Raw genomic sequence first — 15,761 nt, forward strand, 5'->3', positions numbered from 1 at the left:
TCGAAGCGGCGCTTGCCGCCGAGCTGGCCGAAATCGCCGGCCGCCACCTGAACGGCGCGCCGTTCACCGCGGGCGCGCAGGTGCCGGGCGGCGTCCACTTCAGCGGCGGCTGGGCCGCCGGCATGGCCGCGAACCTCCATTCGCGGATCGCGAGCCGGGTCCTGCTGAAGATCGCGCATCGCGCATACCGCAACGAGCAGGACGTCTACGCGCTCGCGCTCGAGCAGCCGTGGGAGCGCTGGTTCGCGGCCACGCAGACGCTGCGCGTCGACATCACCGCGATCAAGTCGCCGCTGAAGAGCCTCGAATTCGCGACGTTGCGCGTGAAGGACGCGATCTGCGACCGGATGCGCGACAAGACCGGCGCGCGCCCGAGCATCGACACGGGTGCACCGGACGTGCGCGTGTTCGCCTTCCTGACGGCGGGCGAGTGCACGCTGTACCTCGACACGTCGGGCGAGCCGCTGTTCAAGCGCGGCTGGCGGCTCGACAAGGGCGCGGCACCGCTGCGCGAGAACCTCGCGGCCGGCATCCTGCGCCTGACGGGCTGGACGCCCGGCACGGCGCTGTACGACCCGATGTGCGGCAGCGGCACGTTCCTCGCGGAAGCCGCGCAGATCGCGCTCGGCGTGGCGCCGGGCGTCGAGCGCCGGTTCGGCTTCGAGAAACTCAAGCAATACGACATTACCGCGTGGCAGGGGCTGAAGGTCCCGGCACTGGACGCGAAGCGCGCGGCGCGCGGCAAGCGCGGCGAAGCGCTCGGCGTGTACGGCAGCGACATCTCCGGCGACATGCTCGAGAAGGCGCGCGCGAACCTCGAGCGCGCGGGCGTGCCGTCGGTGTGGCTCAAGCAGGTCGACGCCCGCGGAATGACGCCGCCGTGCGACGGCCCGGGCATCATCCTCGCGAACCCGCCGTATGGCGAGCGGATCGAGGTGCGCGGCCGCAGCGCGCGTGGCGAGGTGCGCGAGACGGGCCGCAACCGCGGCAACGACGACGCCTTCCGCCGCACCCACACCGACGCGCCGGACAGCGAGTTCTTCAACGCGCTCGGCGATGCGCTGAAGCAGCGCTTCACGGGCTGGCAGGCGTTCCTGCTGACGTCCGACCGTTCGCTGCCGGGCCAGCTGCGGCTGCGCGAATCGGCGAAGACGCCGCTGTTCAACGGCGCGCTCGAATGCCGGCTGTTCCGCTTCGACCTGATCGCCGGCAGCGTGAAGGCGCGCCCGGCCACGCCCGAAGGCGACGCGTAATCCGCATCATCGTCGCGATGGGGCCGCCGGTGCGGCCCCGCTGCGGCCACCGGAACGCCGCCGTGACCGCACCCGCGGCAACGGCGGCGTTTCGTTTCAGTGCTTCGAGCAGTCCCAGCGCCCCATCGTGAACGACAGCGCCTGCCCCGTCTCGAGCAGCGTCTTGAGGCTCGACAGCACGACCGGCCAGCCGCCGCGAATCCCGCGATCCATCTCCGAGCCCGGCACCAGCCCGTCGTGCGTGACGGTCAGCTTCACGACGCCCTCGTGCGGCTCGACGAGATAGGTCACGCGCGATTCCTCGCCCTCCCCCGACGGCGTGCGCCACGTGACGACCAGCTTGCGTGGCAGATCGTGCTCGACCACTTCGCCGACGATGTCGACCCGCGACGGATCGTCGTAGTCCTGATGTTCCCAGCGCGAGCCCGGCCGCCAGTCGGGCGACGCGTTGCGATGCCGCACCCAGTAGTCCTTCGTCAGCTCGGCGTTGGTCAGCGCGTCGAACACGCGCTCGGGCGTCGATGCAATGAACGTCACGTACACAAAGGCGGGATTACTCATCGTCGTCTCCAGAATCGCCGGCCGCTTCCAGCCCGCGCTTGAGATCCGCCAGCGCCTGCAGGCGCTGGCGCTCGAACTTGCCGATCCAGCGTTCCGCGATGTCGTGGATCGGCACCGGATTCAGGTAATGCAGCTTCTCCCTGCCGCGCCACGTCGTCGCGACGAGATTCGCGGCCTCGAGCAGCGCGAGATGCTTGCTCGCGGCCTGCCGGCTCATCGCGAGCCCGTCGCACAGCTCGGACAGGGTCTGTCCGCTTTTCGCGTACAGCAGGTCAAGCAACTGGCGGCGCGTGGCATCGGCCAGCGCCTTGAAAACGAGATCCATGCCGCTCCCGGGTCGATGACCTTATTATGCAACCAAACAGTTGCATGTCAAGGATGACAACGCTACTGACAATACGGTGTCAGCAGGCCGCGATCACACTGCAATCCCGGCGCAATGCAAGCCTGGTTTCCGCACCGAACCCGAATAACAACGCAACAAGGAGCTCGTCATGACGTCCGCAACTGCCACTGCCACCGCTACCCTGGAACGCGCGATCGCGTGGTTCGACATTCCGTCCCTCGATTTCGACCGGGCGATCCGCTTTTACGAAACCGTGCTGCAAACGACGCTGCAGCGCGCCGTCATCGGCGGCGTGCCGATGGCCACGTTCGACCGCGACGCGTCGAGCACGGGCGGCAGCATCGTGTTCGATCCGCAGCAGATGAAGCCGAGCGCGAACGGCGTGCTCGTCTACCTGAACGCCGGCGAATCGGTCGTCGCGGCGCTCGAACGCGCGAAGCGCGCGGGCGGCGTCGTGCAGGGGGCGGTCGTCGAGCTGCCGAACAACTACGGCTACGTCGGCTACCTGATCGACACCGAAGGCAACCGCGTCGGCCTGCACGCGCCGAAATGCCACTGAGCGCAGCGGCCGGCCGGCTCGCGCGGCGCTATCATCGCGAAGTCCCCACTGCCGCTGGAATCGAGGTGCCGTCATGACGCGCCGTGCCGACCGACTGTTCCAGATCGCCGAGCTGCTGCGCGGGCGTCGCCTCACGACCGCGCAGCAGCTGGCCGACTGGCTGTCGGTGTCGCCGCGCACGGTCTATCGCGACGTGCGCGACCTGCAACTGTCAGGGGTGCCGATCGAAGGCGAAGCCGGCATCGGCTACCGGCTGAACCGCAACGCGAGCCTGCCGCCGCTCACGTTCACGGCCGAGGAGCTCGCGGCGCTCGCCACCGGCGCACGCATGCTCGAAACCTGGGGCGGTGCGCGCTTCGCGAGCGGCGCGCGTTCGGCACTCGCGAAGATCGCGTCGGCCATGCCGGCCGACAAGCGCACGGCGCTCGACCGGCTGCCCGTGTTCGCGCCGTCGTTCCACATCGACGAGACGTTTTGCGCGAAGGTCGACGCGATCCACCAGGCCATCGACACACGCCACGTCGTCAGCTTCGGCTACCGCGACCGGCTCGGCGCGCATTCGCAACGCCGCGTGTGGCCGCTCGGGCTCGTCTACTGGGGCGGGCGCTGGACGATCGGCGCGTGGTGCGAGCTGCGCGACGATTTCCGCACCTTCGACATCGCAAGGATGGGCGACATCACCGTGCACGAGCAGTTTCCGGACATGGAAGGGCGGCGGATCGCCGACTACATGCGGATCGCGGAAGCGCCGATGCGCTGACGCGGCACGACGGCGTGCGCGCTACGCGCCGCCGCCATTCATGTTCCGGGCCGCCGTGCAGCGCCCGGCCCGCGCTTCCTACGCGCCGAACACCACCGTCCGCTTCGGCCGCTCGTCGACGTGCAGCGAGAACACGTCGGGCCGCGCGTAATGCCCGACCACGTCGAAGTCGTAGCGCGCCCGCACGAGTTCGTCGGTATCGATGCGCGCGGTCACGAGCCCGGCTTCGCCGATCAGCGGCTCCGTCAGCAGGTCGCCGAGCGGCCCGACGATCACGCTGCCGCCGCGGATCAGCGGCCGTTCCGGGTCCCAGCCCGGCACGTCGATGCCGAGCGCGCGCGGCGAAGGCTGCACCTGGCACGCACTGACGACGAAGCAGCGCCCCTCGTGCGCAATGTGCCGCATCGAGCTCTGCCAGACGTCGCGCTCGTCGACGGTCGGCGCGCACCAGATCTGCACGCCCTTCGCGTACATCGCGCAGCGCAGCAGCGGCATGTGGTTCTCCCAGCAGATCGCGGCGCCCGCGCGGCCAGCGGCCGTGTCGACGACGGGCAGCGTCGAGCCGTCGCCCTGCCCCCAGATCAGGCGCTCGGTGCCGGTCGGCATCAGCTTGCGGTGCTTCGCGACGAGCCCGTCGCGCGGATCGAAGAACAGCGCCGTGCAGTACAGCGTGCTGCCGCCGCGCTCGATCACGCCGACCACGAGGCTCGCGCCCGAGCGCTGCGACAGCGCGGCCAGTTCGTCGGTTTCCGGCCCCGGCACGTCGATCGCCTGCGCAGCATAGCGCGCATACGCGTCGCGGCCTTCGGGCAGCCGGTAGCCGAGCCGCGTGCCGAAGATCTCGCCTTTCGGATAGCCGCCGAGCACGGCCTCGGGCAGCACGACGAGCGACGCGCCGCTGTCGCGGATCGCGGTTTCGTAGCCGAGGATCGTGTCGAGCGTGGCGCGCGTGCCGGCGGGCGAGGCGCCGATCTGCAGCGCGGCGATGACTGACGTGGACATGAAGGCGTCTCCGGTGAATGGGGTAACGCCATCTTTATCGATATGATGTCATCGATCAAATCGATAGAACGATAAGTGTCATGAATGCAGATGATATCGCCCGCCTCGACCTGAACCTGCTGAAGGTGTTCGAGGCGCTGTACGAGGAAGGCGGCGCGAGCCGCGCGGCGCTGCGGCTCGGCCTCACGCAGTCGGCGGTGAGCGCGGCGCTGGCGCGGCTGCGCGTGATCTATGCCGATCCGCTGTTCGTGCGCACCGGCCGCGGGCTCGCGCCGACGCCACGCGCGGACGAGCTGAAGCCGATCCTGTCCGATGCGCTCGACCGCTGCCGCGAAAGCCTCGCGATCGCGGCCGACGGCGGCGACCGCATCGGCCGCACGATCTCGATCGGGCTGTCGGACGATTTCGAGATCGCGCTCGGCCGCGCGCTCATCGACGCCGTTGCACGGGAAGCCGCCGGCATCCGGCTGATCTTCCGGCAGACGCACAGCGGCATCGCCGGCGACGCGCTGCTGCGCCACGGCGTCGACCTCGCGATCGCGTCGGGCGGCTTCTCGGCGAACGGGCTCAGCCGGCGCGCAGTGGCGACGGGCGGCTATGCGTGCCTGATCGATCCGGCCGCCCGCCCGCGGCCGCCGCGCACGCTGACCCTCGCCGATTTCCTGCGTCGCGACCACCTGCTCGTATCGTCGGGCGGCGTGATCGGGATCGTCGACGAGGCGCTGGCCACGCTCGGCCACAAACGGCGCGTCGCGGCGTCGACCACGCATTTCGCCGCGTTGCCGTACCTGCTCGCCGGCTCCGACGCGGTCGCGACGATTCCCGCGCACGCGGCGCGCGCGATCGCCCAATCCACACCGCTGCGCGCGCTCGCGTGCCCGGTCGACTTGCCTCACTACCCGGTGGAGATCGGCTGGCGCACGAGCACGCAGCGCGACCCGGCGATCGTGCGCGTCCGCGACACGATCGCCGCATGCGTCGCGCACCTCGTCGCACCATGAAAGAAACCCGGCCAGTCGGGCCAGTCCGGTCACGCTGCCCGCGAATCGAAGCAGGCAGCCGCGTTGCCGGCGCGTGTGCTAATCGACCGACTTCACCATGTCCTCGATGACCTTCTTCGCGTCGCCGAACACCATCATCGTCTTGTCCATGTAGAACAGGTCGTTGTCGAGCCCTGCGTAGCCGGCCGCCATCGAGCGCTTGTTGACGATCACCGTGCGCGCCTTGTACGCCTCGATGATCGGCATCCCCGCGATCGGCGATGCCGGATCGTTCTTCGCGGCCGGGTTCACGACGTCGTTCGCGCCGAGCACGAGCACGACGTCGACCTGGCCGAATTCGCCGTTGATGCCCTCCATCTCGTGGACGATCTCGTACGGCACCTCCGCTTCCGCGAGCAGCACGTTCATGTGCCCCGGCATCCGGCCCGCGACCGGATGGATCGCATACTTCACGTCGATGCCCTTCTCGATCAGCTTGTCGGTCAGCTCCTTCAGCGCGTGCTGCGCACGGGCCACGGCGAGCCCGTAGCCCGGCACGATCACGACCGTTTCAGCGTTGCCGAGCATGAACGACGCGTCTTCGGCCGAACCCGACTTCACCGGCCGCTGCTCCTTCGCGCCCGCGGCGCCACCGGCCGCCGCGTCGCCGCCGAAACCGCCGAGGATCACGTTGAAGAACGAGCGGTTCATCGCGTGGCACATGATGTACGACAGGATCGCGCCCGACGAGCCGACGAGGGAGCCTGCGATGATCAACATCGCGTTGTTCAGCGAGAAGCCGATGCCGGCCGCCGCCCACCCGGAGTACGAGTTCAGCATCGACACGACCACCGGCATGTCCGCGCCGCCGATCGGGATGATGATCAGCACGCCGAGCACGAACGCGATCGCCGTCATGATGACGAACGGCAGCCACGACTGCGTGATGAAGAACAGGATGCCGAAGCCGAGCATCGCGAGCGCGAGCATCAGGTTGAGCAGGTGCTGGCCCGCATACACGACCGGCGCGCCCTGGAACAGCCGGAACGTGTACTTGCCCGACAGCTTGCCGAACGCGATCACCGAACCGGAAAACGTGATCGCGCCGACGAACGTGCCGATGAACAGCTCGACGCGGTTGCCGTACGGGATGAAGTTCGACGACACCGCGTCCTGCGGCACGAGCCCGAACGCTTCCGGCTCCGACACCACCGCGTACGCGATGCACACGGCTGCGAGACCGATCAGCGAGTGCATCGCCGCGACGAGTTCCGGCATCTTCGTCATCTCGACGCGCGCGGCGACGAACGCCCCCACGCCGCCGCCGACGATCAGCGCGCCGAGCACCAGCGCGAGGCCGAGCGGCAGGTTCGCGCCGAGCCACGCGGCCTGCTTGACGATCAGCGCAGTCGTCGTGAGGATCGCGATGGCCATCCCGGCCATCCCGAACAGGTTGCCGCGCCGCGCGCTCTTCGGGTTCGACAGGCCTTTCAGCGCCTGGATGAAGCACACCGATGCGACGAGGTACAGCAGCGTGACGACGTTCATGCTCATCGCGCGCCCTCCTTGCCGCCCTCGGCCTGCCTGGGCGCCTTCTTGCGGAACATCTCGAGCATGCGCCTCGTCACGAGGAAGCCGCCGAACACGTTGACGGCCGCGAGCGCGACCGCGAGCGTGCCGAACACCTTGCCGGTCGTGCCGACGGCGAGCGCCGCCGCGAGCATCGCGCCGACGATCACGATCGCCGAGATCGCGTTGGTCACCGCCATCAGCGGCGTATGCAGCGCCGGCGTGACGTTCCACACCACGTGGTAACCGACGTACACCGCCAGCACGAAGATGATCACGTTGATCACCGTGTGATTGATGACTTCCATGGTCTCCTCCTCTCCCCGGTTACTTGCGCGCGACTTCGCCGTCGCGGCACACGAGCGTCGCGGCGATGATGTCATCGGTCAGATCGATGTTGAGCGTGCCTTCCTTCGTGACGATCAGCTTCATGAAGTCGAGCAGGTTGCGCGCATACAGCGCCGACGCGTCCGATGCGACCATCGACGCGAGATTCGTGTAGCCGGCGATCGTCACGCCGTCGTGCACGATCACCTGGTCGGCGACCGTCAGCGGGCAATTGCCGCTCTTGCGGCCGTCGAATTCCGGGCCGCGGCCGGCCGCGAGATCGACGAGCACCGAGCCCGGCTTCATCGACTGCACGGTTTCGACCGAGATCAAGGTCGGTGCCGGGCGCCCGGGAATCAGCGCGGTGGTGATCACGATGTCGGCCTGCTTCGCACGCTCGTGCACGAGCGCCGCCTGGCGGCCGAGCCACGACGGCGGCATCGGGCGCGCGTAACCGCCCACCCCTTGCGCAGCCTCGCGCTCTTCGTCGGTTTCGTACGGGACGTCGAGAAATTTCGCGCCGAGCGACTCGATCTGTTCCTTCACGGCCGGCCGCACGTCGGACGCCTCGATCACCGCGCCGAGGCGCTTCGCGGTCGCGATCGCCTGCAGGCCCGCGACGCCCGCGCCGAGGATCAGCACGCGCGCAGCCTTCACCGTGCCCGCAGCCGTCATCAGCATCGGAAAGAAGCGCGGATACAGCGCCGCAGCTACCAGCACGGCCTTGTAGCCGGCGATGTTCGCCTGCGACGACAGCACGTCGAGACTCTGCGCGCGCGTCGTGCGCGGCGCGGCTTCGAGCGCGAAGCCCGTCACGCCGGCCGCTGCGAGTTTCGCCGCCTGCTCGCCGTTGAACGGCTCGAGCATGCCGACCACCACGGAGCCGCGCTTGAGCAACGGCAGTTCGGCGTCGGTAGGCGCCTGGACCTTCAGCACGATGTCGGCATCGAAAGCGGCCGACTGGCCGGTCAGTTCGGCACCGGCGGCCGCGTAAGCCTGGTCCGGATAACTGGCTGCGATGCCGGCTCCCTTCGCGATACTGACGCGATGGCCGGCCGCCGCGTATTTCTTCACGGTTTCCGGCGTCGCAGCCACACGCGCCTCGTTCGCCCGCGTTTCAGCAGGCACGCCAATATGCATCGTCGGTCCCTCCAGTCGTTGTCAGTAATTCGTTTCTTGCGATTTCTGCTGCACAACGAGCCGGACAGGCTGACTACCGGCTCACGAGCATCGGCACTCATCATCCACTTTAGGCGAAAGCGATGGCCGTACCAGCACGCTCCGCCCGATCGTGCGAGATTGCGACGCCAGCCCGGCCGGCGTCGCCGCGCATCGGCGGGACAGACGAATCTAGAGGGTCGGAATCGTTTAGCGCACCGACCGGCAGCGTTCGGGCGCAACCGGTAAAATGCCGATCCATGAAACCCGAAATCTGGACCCCGCATGTGACGGTCGCCGCGCTCGTCGAGCACGCCGGCCGCTTTCTCGTGATCGAGGAAGAAACCTCGTCGGGCCTGCGCATCAACCAGCCGGCAGGCCATCTCGAAGCCGGCGAAACGCTGGCCGACGCCGTGATCCGAGAGACGCTCGAGGAAACCGCGCACCCGTTCACGCCCGACGCGCTCGTCGGCGTCTATCTCGCGCACTACGACCGTCCCGGCACCGCCGGCGCGACCTACCTGCGCTTCACGTTCTGCGGCACGGCCGGCGAGCCGATGGCGGGCCACGCGCTCGACGACGGTATCGTCCGCACGCTGTGGATGAGCGCCGACGAACTGCGCGCGTGCCACGAGCGCCATCGCTCGCCCGCGGTGATGCGCTGCGTCGACGATTACCTCGCCGGGCGGCGCATTCCGCTCGATTTCGTGCACACGCATTCGGTCGCGCCGCGCCCCGATGCATTCGAACGTCAGGCGGTCAACAAATGAGCAAGCGCCGTGTAGTGGTGGGCATGTCGGGCGGTGTCGATTCGTCGGTGACCGCATGGCTGCTGAAGGAACAGGGCTACGACGTGGTCGGCCTGTTCATGAAGAACTGGGAAGACGACGACGACGGCGAATACTGCTCGACGCGCCAGGACTGGATCGACGTCGTGTCGGTGGCCGACCTGATCGGCATCGACGTGGAAGCGGTCAACTTCGCGGCGGAATACAAGGATCGCGTGTTCGCCGAATTCCTGCGCGAATACTCGGCCGGCCGCACGCCGAACCCCGACGTGCTGTGCAACGCCGAGATCAAGTTCAAGGCGTTCCTCGATCACGCGATGTCGCTCGACGCGGAAATGATCGCGACCGGCCACTACGCGCGCGTGCGCGAGCGCGACGGGCGTTTCGAACTGCTGAAGGCGTTCGATCATACGAAAGACCAGTCGTACTTCCTGCACCGGCTGAACCAGGCGCAACTGTCGAAGACGATGTTCCCGCTCGGCGAGATCCCGAAGACGAAGGTGCGCGAGATCGCCGCGCAGATCGGGCTGCCGAACGCGAAGAAGAAGGATTCGACGGGCATCTGCTTCATCGGCGAACGGCCGTTCCGCGATTTCCTGAACCGCTATCTGCCGACGAAACCCGGCCCGATGAAGACGCCGGACGGCAAGGTCGTCGGCGAGCACATCGGCCTCGCGTTCTACACGTTCGGCCAGCGCAAGGGCATCGGCCTCGGCGGCAGCAAGAGCGGCAACGGCGATCCGTGGTTCGTCGCCGCGAAGGACATCGCGTCGAACACGCTGTATGTCGTGCAGGGTCACGATCATCCGTGGCTGCTGGCGCGCGAACTCGTTGCCGGCAACGTGAGCTGGGTCGCCGGCGAGCCGCCGGCCGAAGGCTTCGCGTGCGGCGCGAAGACCCGCTACCGGCAGGCCGACGCGGCGTGCACGTTCGGCCGGGCCGCGTTCGGCCCGGCAGGCGAAGCGCGCTTCTCGCTCGCGTTCGACGACGCGCAGTGGGCCGTCACGCCCGGCCAGTCGGCCGTGCTGTACGACGGCGAGATCTGCCTCGGCGGCGGGATCATCGAATCCGCGGCCGCCGGCCAGTCCGGCCAGGCCGCCCCGGCGGACGGCCACGCGCGGGCGCTCGCCGAAGCACGCTGACATCTATTCGGTTTAGACTTGCGGCACGCCGCGCCCGGCGGAACTCGATTCCGTCGCGGCCGGCGCGCCGCTGCGCAGCGTACGCATGGCGGCATTTCAAGATTCTTATGGAGTCCCCATGCTTTCAAGACGCTATATCGCGATGTGGTGCGCTGTTCTGCTGCTCATCGCGACAGCCGCGCTCGCGTCGGCCCACGTGCTGTCGTGGCTGTGGCTCGTCATCCCCGCCGCCCTCGTCGCGCTCGGCCTGTACGACCTGAAGCAGGACCGCCACGCGATCCTGCGCAACTATCCGCTCTGGGGCCACTTCCGCTTCCTGTTCGAATTCATCCGACCTGAAATCCGCCAGTATTTCGTCGAGGACGACACCGACGAGAAGCCGTTCTCCCGCGCGCAGCGCAGCCTCGTCTACCAGCGCGCAAAGAACGTCGCCGACAATCGCCCGTACGGCACCGAGCTGAACGTGAAGGCCGTCGCGCACGAATGGATCAGCCACTCGCTCGCGCCGACGAAACTGCCGAACCACGATTTCCGCGTCCGCGTCGGCGCGAATCGCGCGCAACCGTACGACATTTCGATCTTCAACATCTCGGCGATGAGCTTCGGCTCGCTGTCCGCGAACGCGATCCGCTCGCTGAACCTCGGCGCGAAGAAAGGCGGGTTCGCTCACGACACGGGCGAAGGCTCGCTGTCGAAATACCACCGCGAGAACGGCGGCGACATCATCTGGGAAATCGCGTCCGGCTACTTCGGCTGCCGCAACGACGACGGCACCTTCAACCCCGACAAGTTCGCGAAGCAGGCCGCCGATCCGCAGGTCAAGATGATCGAGGTCAAGCTGTCGCAGGGCGCGAAGCCCGGCCACGGCGGCGTGCTGCCGGCCGCGAAGATCACGCCGGAAATCGCCGAGACGCGCGGCGTGCCGATGGGCAAGGACTGCATCTCGCCCGCGACGCACTCGGAGTTCTCGACGCCGCGCGGGCTGCTCGAATTCGTCGAACGGCTGCGCACGCTGTCGGGCGGCAAGCCGACCGGCTTCAAGCTGTGCGTCGGCCATCCGTGGGAATTCTTCGGGATCGCGAAGGCGATGATCGAGACCGGCATCGTGCCGGACTTCATCGTCGTCGACGGCGCGGAAGGCGGCACGGGCGCGGCGCCGCTCGAATTCACCGACCACGTCGGCGTGCCGCTGCAGGAAGGGCTGCTGCTCGTGCACAACACGCTCGTGGGGATCGGCGTGCGCGATCGCGTGAAGCTCGGCGCGAGCGGCAAGATCATCACCGCGTTCGACATCGCCCGCACGCTCGCGATCGGCGCGGACTGGGTGAACTCGGCGCGCGGCTTCATGTTCGCGGTCGGCTGCATCCAGGCGCAGCACTGCCACACCGATCGCTGCCCGACCGGCGTCGCCACGCAGGATCCGGTGCGCCAGCGCGCACTCGTCGTGCCCGACAAGGCCGAGCGCGTGTACAACTTCCACCGCAATACGCTGCATGCGTTGCAGGAACTCGTGCAGGCGGCCGGCCTCGCGCATCCGTCCGAGCTGCGCGCGCATCACATCGTGCAGCGGGTCGCGCCGCATGAAGTGCGGCTGATGTCGCAGTTGCTGAAGTACCTGAAACCCGGTGCGCTGCTCGACGGCCAGACCTGCGGCTTCTCGCTGTACGACAAGTGGTGGCCGATTGCGCGCAGCGATTCGTTCACGCTCGGCGAGGCCGTGTACGCGTCGATCGAATGACGCGTGCGACCGCCCCCGCCACGGGGCGGCCCGGCCAAAAGGAAAGCGCCCCGCGGGGCGCTTTTCTTTCGTCTGCCGAATGCGCGAACGCGTGAATGCGTCGCGTGCGGCTCAGTTCTGCGGCAGCGTGTCGGCGAACGACGGCCGCTGCAGCAGCTTCACGAAGTGCTTGTCGAGGTTCGGGTGGCGATCGCGCCAGTTGAGCTCGGGCATCCGGAAGTCGAGATAGCCGAGCGCGCAGCCAAGTGCGATGTCGGCGAGCGTGTAATGATTACCGACGCACCACGTCTTGCCGCCGAGCCCCTGCGACATCGCGACGAGACCGTCGTCGATCTTGCGTTGCTGGCGTGCGATCCAGGTCGCGCTGCGCTGCGCTTCGTCGCGCATCGTATGTTCGACGCGAATCGCGACTGCCGCATCGATCACGCCGTCGCCCAGCGCTTCCCAGCAGCGAACCTCGAGACGCTCGCGGCCCGACGGCGGAATCAGCTTGCCGACCGGCGACAGCGTGTCGGCGTATTCGCAGATCACGCGGGAATCGAACACCGCGGCACCATCCTCCATCACGAGGCACGGGACCTTGCCGAGCGGATTCGATGCATGAATATCCGTCTCCGGCGCCCACACGTTCTCGAGCTCCAGTTTGTAGTCGATCTTCTTTTCAGCCAGCACGATCCGCGCCTTGCGGACGTACGGGCTGCTGAGCGAACCGATTAATTTCATCATCTGCCTTTTTTTGGGAACCGCCGGGAGTATACGTTGTCGTCGATCATAACCGGCCAGCGTTGCGTGATAGAAAATCGCCCGGCCGGCCTGTGGATGGTTTGCAACAACCGCCACGCGGGCCTTTCGGCGCAGCTTCCCGCCCCGCTCTCACGCGCGGCCTCCCGCGGCGCTACAATCGCACGAATGAACGCGCCCCTCGATACCGCCATCGCCGTCGACGTCTACCGCCAGCGCCGTGAACGCGTGCTCGCCGCACTGCGTGCCGCCGGCGGCGGCGTCGCCATCGTCCCCACCGCGCCCGAAGTGCCGCGCAACCGCGATGCGGACTATCCGTACCGGTTCGACAGCTACTTCCATTACCTGACGGGCTTCAGCGAGCCGGATGCCGTGCTCGTGCTGAACGCGGCCGCACCGCACGGGGCGCCGGAGTCGATCCTGTTCTGCCGCGGCAAGAATGCCGACCGCGAGATCTGGGAAGGCTTCCATTACGGGCCCGAAGCCGCGCGCGACGCGTTCGGCTTCGACGCGGCGTTCGCGGTCGACGTGATCGACACCGAGATGCCGCGCCTGCTCGCCGACTCGGGCACCGTGCACTACCGGTTCGGCGCGTCGGCCGACTTCGACCGCCAGCTCGCAGGCTGGGTCGACGCGGTGCGCGCGCTGGCGCGCACGGGCGTCGCCGCGCCGGACGCGATGCTCGACCTCACGCCGCTGCTCGACGACATGCGGCTCGTGAAGGACGAGCACGAGCTCGCAGTCATGATGCGCGCCGCGCACATCTCCGCGCTCGCGCACCGCCGCGCGATGCAGGCGTGCCGCCCCGGCATCCGCGAATACGAACTCGAAGCCGAGCTGCTGTACGTGTTCCGCAAGCACGGCGCGCAGTCGCCCGCGTACGGCTCGATCGTCGCGGCCGGCGCGAACGCGTGCGTGCTGCACTACCCGGCCGGCAACGCAGCCGCGAAGGACGGCGACCTGATCCTGATCGACGCCGCGTGCGAACTCGACGGCTACGCGTCGGACATCACGCGCACGTTCCCGGCCAACGGGCGCTTCTCGCCCGCGCAGCGCACGCTGTACGACATCGTGCTCGCCGCGCAGCAGGCCGCGATCGACGCGACGCGTGCGGGCGTGCCGTTCGAGGCGCCACACGACGCCGCCGTGCGCGTGCTCGCGCAGGGGCTGCTCGACACCGGCATCATCCCGAAAACGCGCTTCTCGAACGTCGACGACGTGATCGCCGAGCGTGCGTACACGCGCTTCTACATGCATCGCACCGGCCACTGGATCGGCATGGACGTGCACGATTGCGGCGACTACCGCGAGCGGCTCGCCGAGCGCGACGGCAACGGCGCGCTGCCGTGGCGCACGCTGAAGGCCGGCATGACGCTGACGGTCGAACCCGGCCTGTACGTGCGCGCCGCCGACGACGTGCCGCCCGAGTACTGGAACATCGGCATCCGCATCGAGGACGACGCGATCGTGCGCGAGCACGGCTGCGAGCTGATCACGCGCGGCGTGCCCGTTGCGGCGGACGAGATCGAGGCGCTGATGCGCGCGGGCGCATGACCGGCTGCCGCCGACCGTTACCTCCGTTTCACGAATCAAGATGACGACCGCTTCCTCCCCGGCCACGCCGGACTACGACCTCGCCATCGTCGGCGCGGGCCCCGTCGGGCTCGCGCTCGCCGGCTGGCTCGCGCGCCGCAGCGCCACGCAGCATGCATCGATCGTGCTGATCGATGCACGCGAGCCGGCCGCGAGCACGAACGATCCGCGCGCGATCGCGGTGTCGCACGGCAGCCGCGTGCTGCTCGACACGCTCGCGTGGCCCGTCGATGCGACGCCGATCGAACATATCCACGTATCGCAGCGCGGCCATTTCGGCCGCACGCTGATCGACCGCGACGAGCACGACCTCGCCGCGCTCGGCTATGTCGCGCGCTACGGCTCGCTCGTGCAGGCGCTCGCGGGCGCCGTGCGCGGCACGCGCGTCGACTGGCTCACGTCGACCACCGCGCGTGCACCGCAGCAGGATGCCGACGGCGTCGTGCTGACGCTCGACGGCCCGCAAGGCGAGCGCACACTGCGCGCGCGCATCGTCATCAATGCCGAAGGCGGGCTGTTCCACGAACAGCAGGCCGATGCAGCCAAGCATCGCCGCGACTACGGGCAGACCGCGCTCGTCGGCACGGTCACGGTATCGGCGCCACGCCCGAACGTCGCATGGGAACGCTTCACGCACGAAGGCCCGCTCGCGTTGCTGCCGCTCGGCGGGCCGCGCCAGGCCGAGTACGCGCTCGTCTGGTGCTGCACGCCCGACGAAGCGGCGCGCCGCGCCGCGCTACCCGACGACGCGTTCCTGCGTGAGCTCGGCAGCGCGTTCGGCGAGCGCATGGGCGAGTTCGTCGCGATCGCGGGCCGCGCGTCGTTCCCGCTCGGCCTGAACGCCGCGCAGACGCTCGTCAGTGGCCGCGTCGCGATCGTCGGCAATGCCGCGCAAACCCTGCACCCCGTCGCGGGCCAGGGGCTCAACCTCGGGCTGCGCGATGCGCATACGCTCGTCGATACGCTGTCCACGCAAGGCTTCGAAGCAACCGCGCTCGCCGCCTTCAACGCGCGCCGCGCGCTCGACCGGCGCTTCACGATCGGCGCGACCGACACGCTGGCCCGCCTGTTCACGATCGACTCGGGCCCGCTCCCGCTGCTGCGCGGTGCCGCGCTCACCGCGCTCGAGTTCGTGCCGCCGCTCAAGAAGCTGATCGCGCGCCAGATGATGTTCGGCCAGCGCAACTGACGCGCGGCGCGCACAGTCGCGCCACTCAAACCGGGTCAAATCGGCGGGGCATGGG

At 68.6% G+C, this 15,761-nt stretch carries 16 protein-coding genes; 9 read left to right on the forward strand and 7 right to left on the reverse strand.

The features are described from left to right. The coding region (locus G3N64_RS20720) for a class I SAM-dependent RNA methyltransferase (protein ID WP_205785597.1) at positions 1–1,253 on the forward strand (1,253 nt) is incomplete at its 5' end. A gap of 96 nt (positions 1,254–1,349) precedes the next feature. Here G3N64_RS20720 and G3N64_RS20725 read toward each other — a convergent pair. Both G3N64_RS20725 and G3N64_RS20730 read right to left on the reverse strand, forming a co-directional pair. Continuing rightward, on the reverse strand, positions 1,350–1,814 hold the full coding sequence (locus tag G3N64_RS20725) for an SRPBCC family protein (RefSeq protein ID WP_205785598.1): 465 nt from the start codon (positions 1,812–1,814) through the stop codon (positions 1,350–1,352). Then, a complete protein-coding gene (locus tag G3N64_RS20730; protein ID WP_205785599.1) occupies positions 1,807–2,139 on the reverse strand; it encodes a winged helix-turn-helix domain-containing protein in 333 nt (110 codons plus the stop codon). Before G3N64_RS20730 ends, G3N64_RS20725 begins: the two co-directional genes overlap by 8 nt. A gap of 169 nt (positions 2,140–2,308) precedes the next feature. Between G3N64_RS20730 and G3N64_RS20735 the strand changes: the two genes are divergently transcribed. Together G3N64_RS20735 and G3N64_RS20740 are read left to right on the forward strand one after the other, a co-directional pair. Further along, positions 2,309–2,719: a VOC family protein gene (locus G3N64_RS20735; RefSeq protein WP_205785600.1), complete on the forward strand. Its 411-nt coding sequence runs from the start codon at positions 2,309–2,311 to the stop codon at positions 2,717–2,719. Positions 2,720–2,792: 73 nt separating this feature from the next. Continuing rightward, positions 2,793–3,479: a YafY family protein gene (locus G3N64_RS20740; protein WP_069746174.1), complete on the forward strand. Its 687-nt coding sequence runs from the start codon at positions 2,793–2,795 to the stop codon at positions 3,477–3,479. Positions 3,480–3,557: 78 nt separating this feature from the next. Here the strand turns inward: G3N64_RS20740 and G3N64_RS20745 are convergent, their stop codons facing one another. Beyond that, positions 3,558–4,481 (reverse strand): carbon-nitrogen hydrolase family protein, encoded by a 924-nt coding sequence (locus G3N64_RS20745; protein ID WP_205785601.1) that lies wholly within the window; start codon positions 4,479–4,481, stop codon positions 3,558–3,560. Between the two features lie 80 nt (positions 4,482–4,561). Here G3N64_RS20745 and G3N64_RS20750 point away from each other — a divergent pair, with 80 nt between their 5' ends. After that, on the forward strand, positions 4,562–5,482 hold the full coding sequence (locus G3N64_RS20750) for a LysR family transcriptional regulator (RefSeq protein WP_205785602.1): 921 nt from the start codon (positions 4,562–4,564) through the stop codon (positions 5,480–5,482). Positions 5,483–5,560: 78 nt separating this feature from the next. On the opposite strand, the gene G3N64_RS20755 is transcribed toward G3N64_RS20750, so the two are convergent. From G3N64_RS20755 to G3N64_RS20765, 3 genes are read right to left on the reverse strand one after another with little or no spacing between them, the layout of a single operon-like run. Further along, the gene (locus G3N64_RS20755; RefSeq protein WP_205785603.1) at positions 5,561–7,015 is read right to left on the reverse strand and encodes an NAD(P)(+) transhydrogenase (Re/Si-specific) subunit beta; all 1,455 of its coding nucleotides are present in this window, start codon (positions 7,013–7,015) and stop codon (positions 5,561–5,563) included. Continuing rightward, on the reverse strand, positions 7,012–7,338 hold the full coding sequence (locus G3N64_RS20760; RefSeq protein ID WP_205785604.1) for an NAD(P) transhydrogenase subunit alpha: 327 nt from the start codon (positions 7,336–7,338) through the stop codon (positions 7,012–7,014). The genes G3N64_RS20755 and G3N64_RS20760 overlap by 4 nt, the downstream gene beginning before the upstream one ends. A 19-nt stretch (positions 7,339–7,357) precedes the next feature. Continuing rightward, positions 7,358–8,497: a Re/Si-specific NAD(P)(+) transhydrogenase subunit alpha gene (locus tag G3N64_RS20765; protein WP_205785605.1), complete on the reverse strand. Its 1,140-nt coding sequence runs from the start codon at positions 8,495–8,497 to the stop codon at positions 7,358–7,360. Positions 8,498–8,775: 278 nt separating this feature from the next. Between G3N64_RS20765 and G3N64_RS20770 the strand changes: the two genes are divergently transcribed. The 3 genes from G3N64_RS20770 to G3N64_RS20780 all read left to right on the forward strand — a co-directional run bounded on the left by G3N64_RS20770 (position 8,776) and on the right by G3N64_RS20780 (position 12,183). After that, positions 8,776–9,285 (forward strand): NUDIX hydrolase, encoded by a 510-nt coding sequence (locus G3N64_RS20770; RefSeq protein ID WP_205785606.1) that lies wholly within the window; start codon positions 8,776–8,778, stop codon positions 9,283–9,285. Further along, positions 9,282–10,445, forward strand: a complete 1,164-nt coding sequence (gene mnmA, locus G3N64_RS20775) for a tRNA 2-thiouridine(34) synthase MnmA (protein ID WP_205785607.1) — start codon at positions 9,282–9,284, stop codon at positions 10,443–10,445. The genes G3N64_RS20770 and mnmA overlap by 4 nt, the downstream gene beginning before the upstream one ends. A gap of 118 nt (positions 10,446–10,563) precedes the next feature. Then, positions 10,564–12,183 (forward strand): FMN-binding glutamate synthase family protein, encoded by a 1,620-nt coding sequence (locus G3N64_RS20780; protein WP_205785608.1) that lies wholly within the window; start codon positions 10,564–10,566, stop codon positions 12,181–12,183. Positions 12,184–12,294: 111 nt separating this feature from the next. Here the strand turns inward: G3N64_RS20780 and G3N64_RS20785 are convergent, their stop codons facing one another. After that, a complete protein-coding gene (locus tag G3N64_RS20785; protein ID WP_205785609.1) occupies positions 12,295–12,909 on the reverse strand; it encodes a glutathione S-transferase N-terminal domain-containing protein in 615 nt (204 codons plus the stop codon). 183 nt (positions 12,910–13,092) lie between these two features. Between G3N64_RS20785 and G3N64_RS20790 the strand changes: the two genes are divergently transcribed. Together G3N64_RS20790 and G3N64_RS20795 are read left to right on the forward strand one after the other, a co-directional pair. Beyond that, on the forward strand, positions 13,093–14,478 hold the full coding sequence (locus tag G3N64_RS20790; RefSeq protein ID WP_205785610.1) for an aminopeptidase P N-terminal domain-containing protein: 1,386 nt from the start codon (positions 13,093–13,095) through the stop codon (positions 14,476–14,478). 40 nt (positions 14,479–14,518) lie between these two features. Next, a complete protein-coding gene (locus G3N64_RS20795) occupies positions 14,519–15,706 on the forward strand; it encodes a UbiH/UbiF/VisC/COQ6 family ubiquinone biosynthesis hydroxylase (protein WP_205785611.1) in 1,188 nt (395 codons plus the stop codon). Positions 15,707–15,761 lie beyond the last annotated feature (55 nt).

Source organism: Burkholderia sp. Ac-20344 (assembly GCF_017104975.1).
Taxonomy (GTDB): Bacteria; Pseudomonadota; Gammaproteobacteria; order Burkholderiales; family Burkholderiaceae; genus Burkholderia.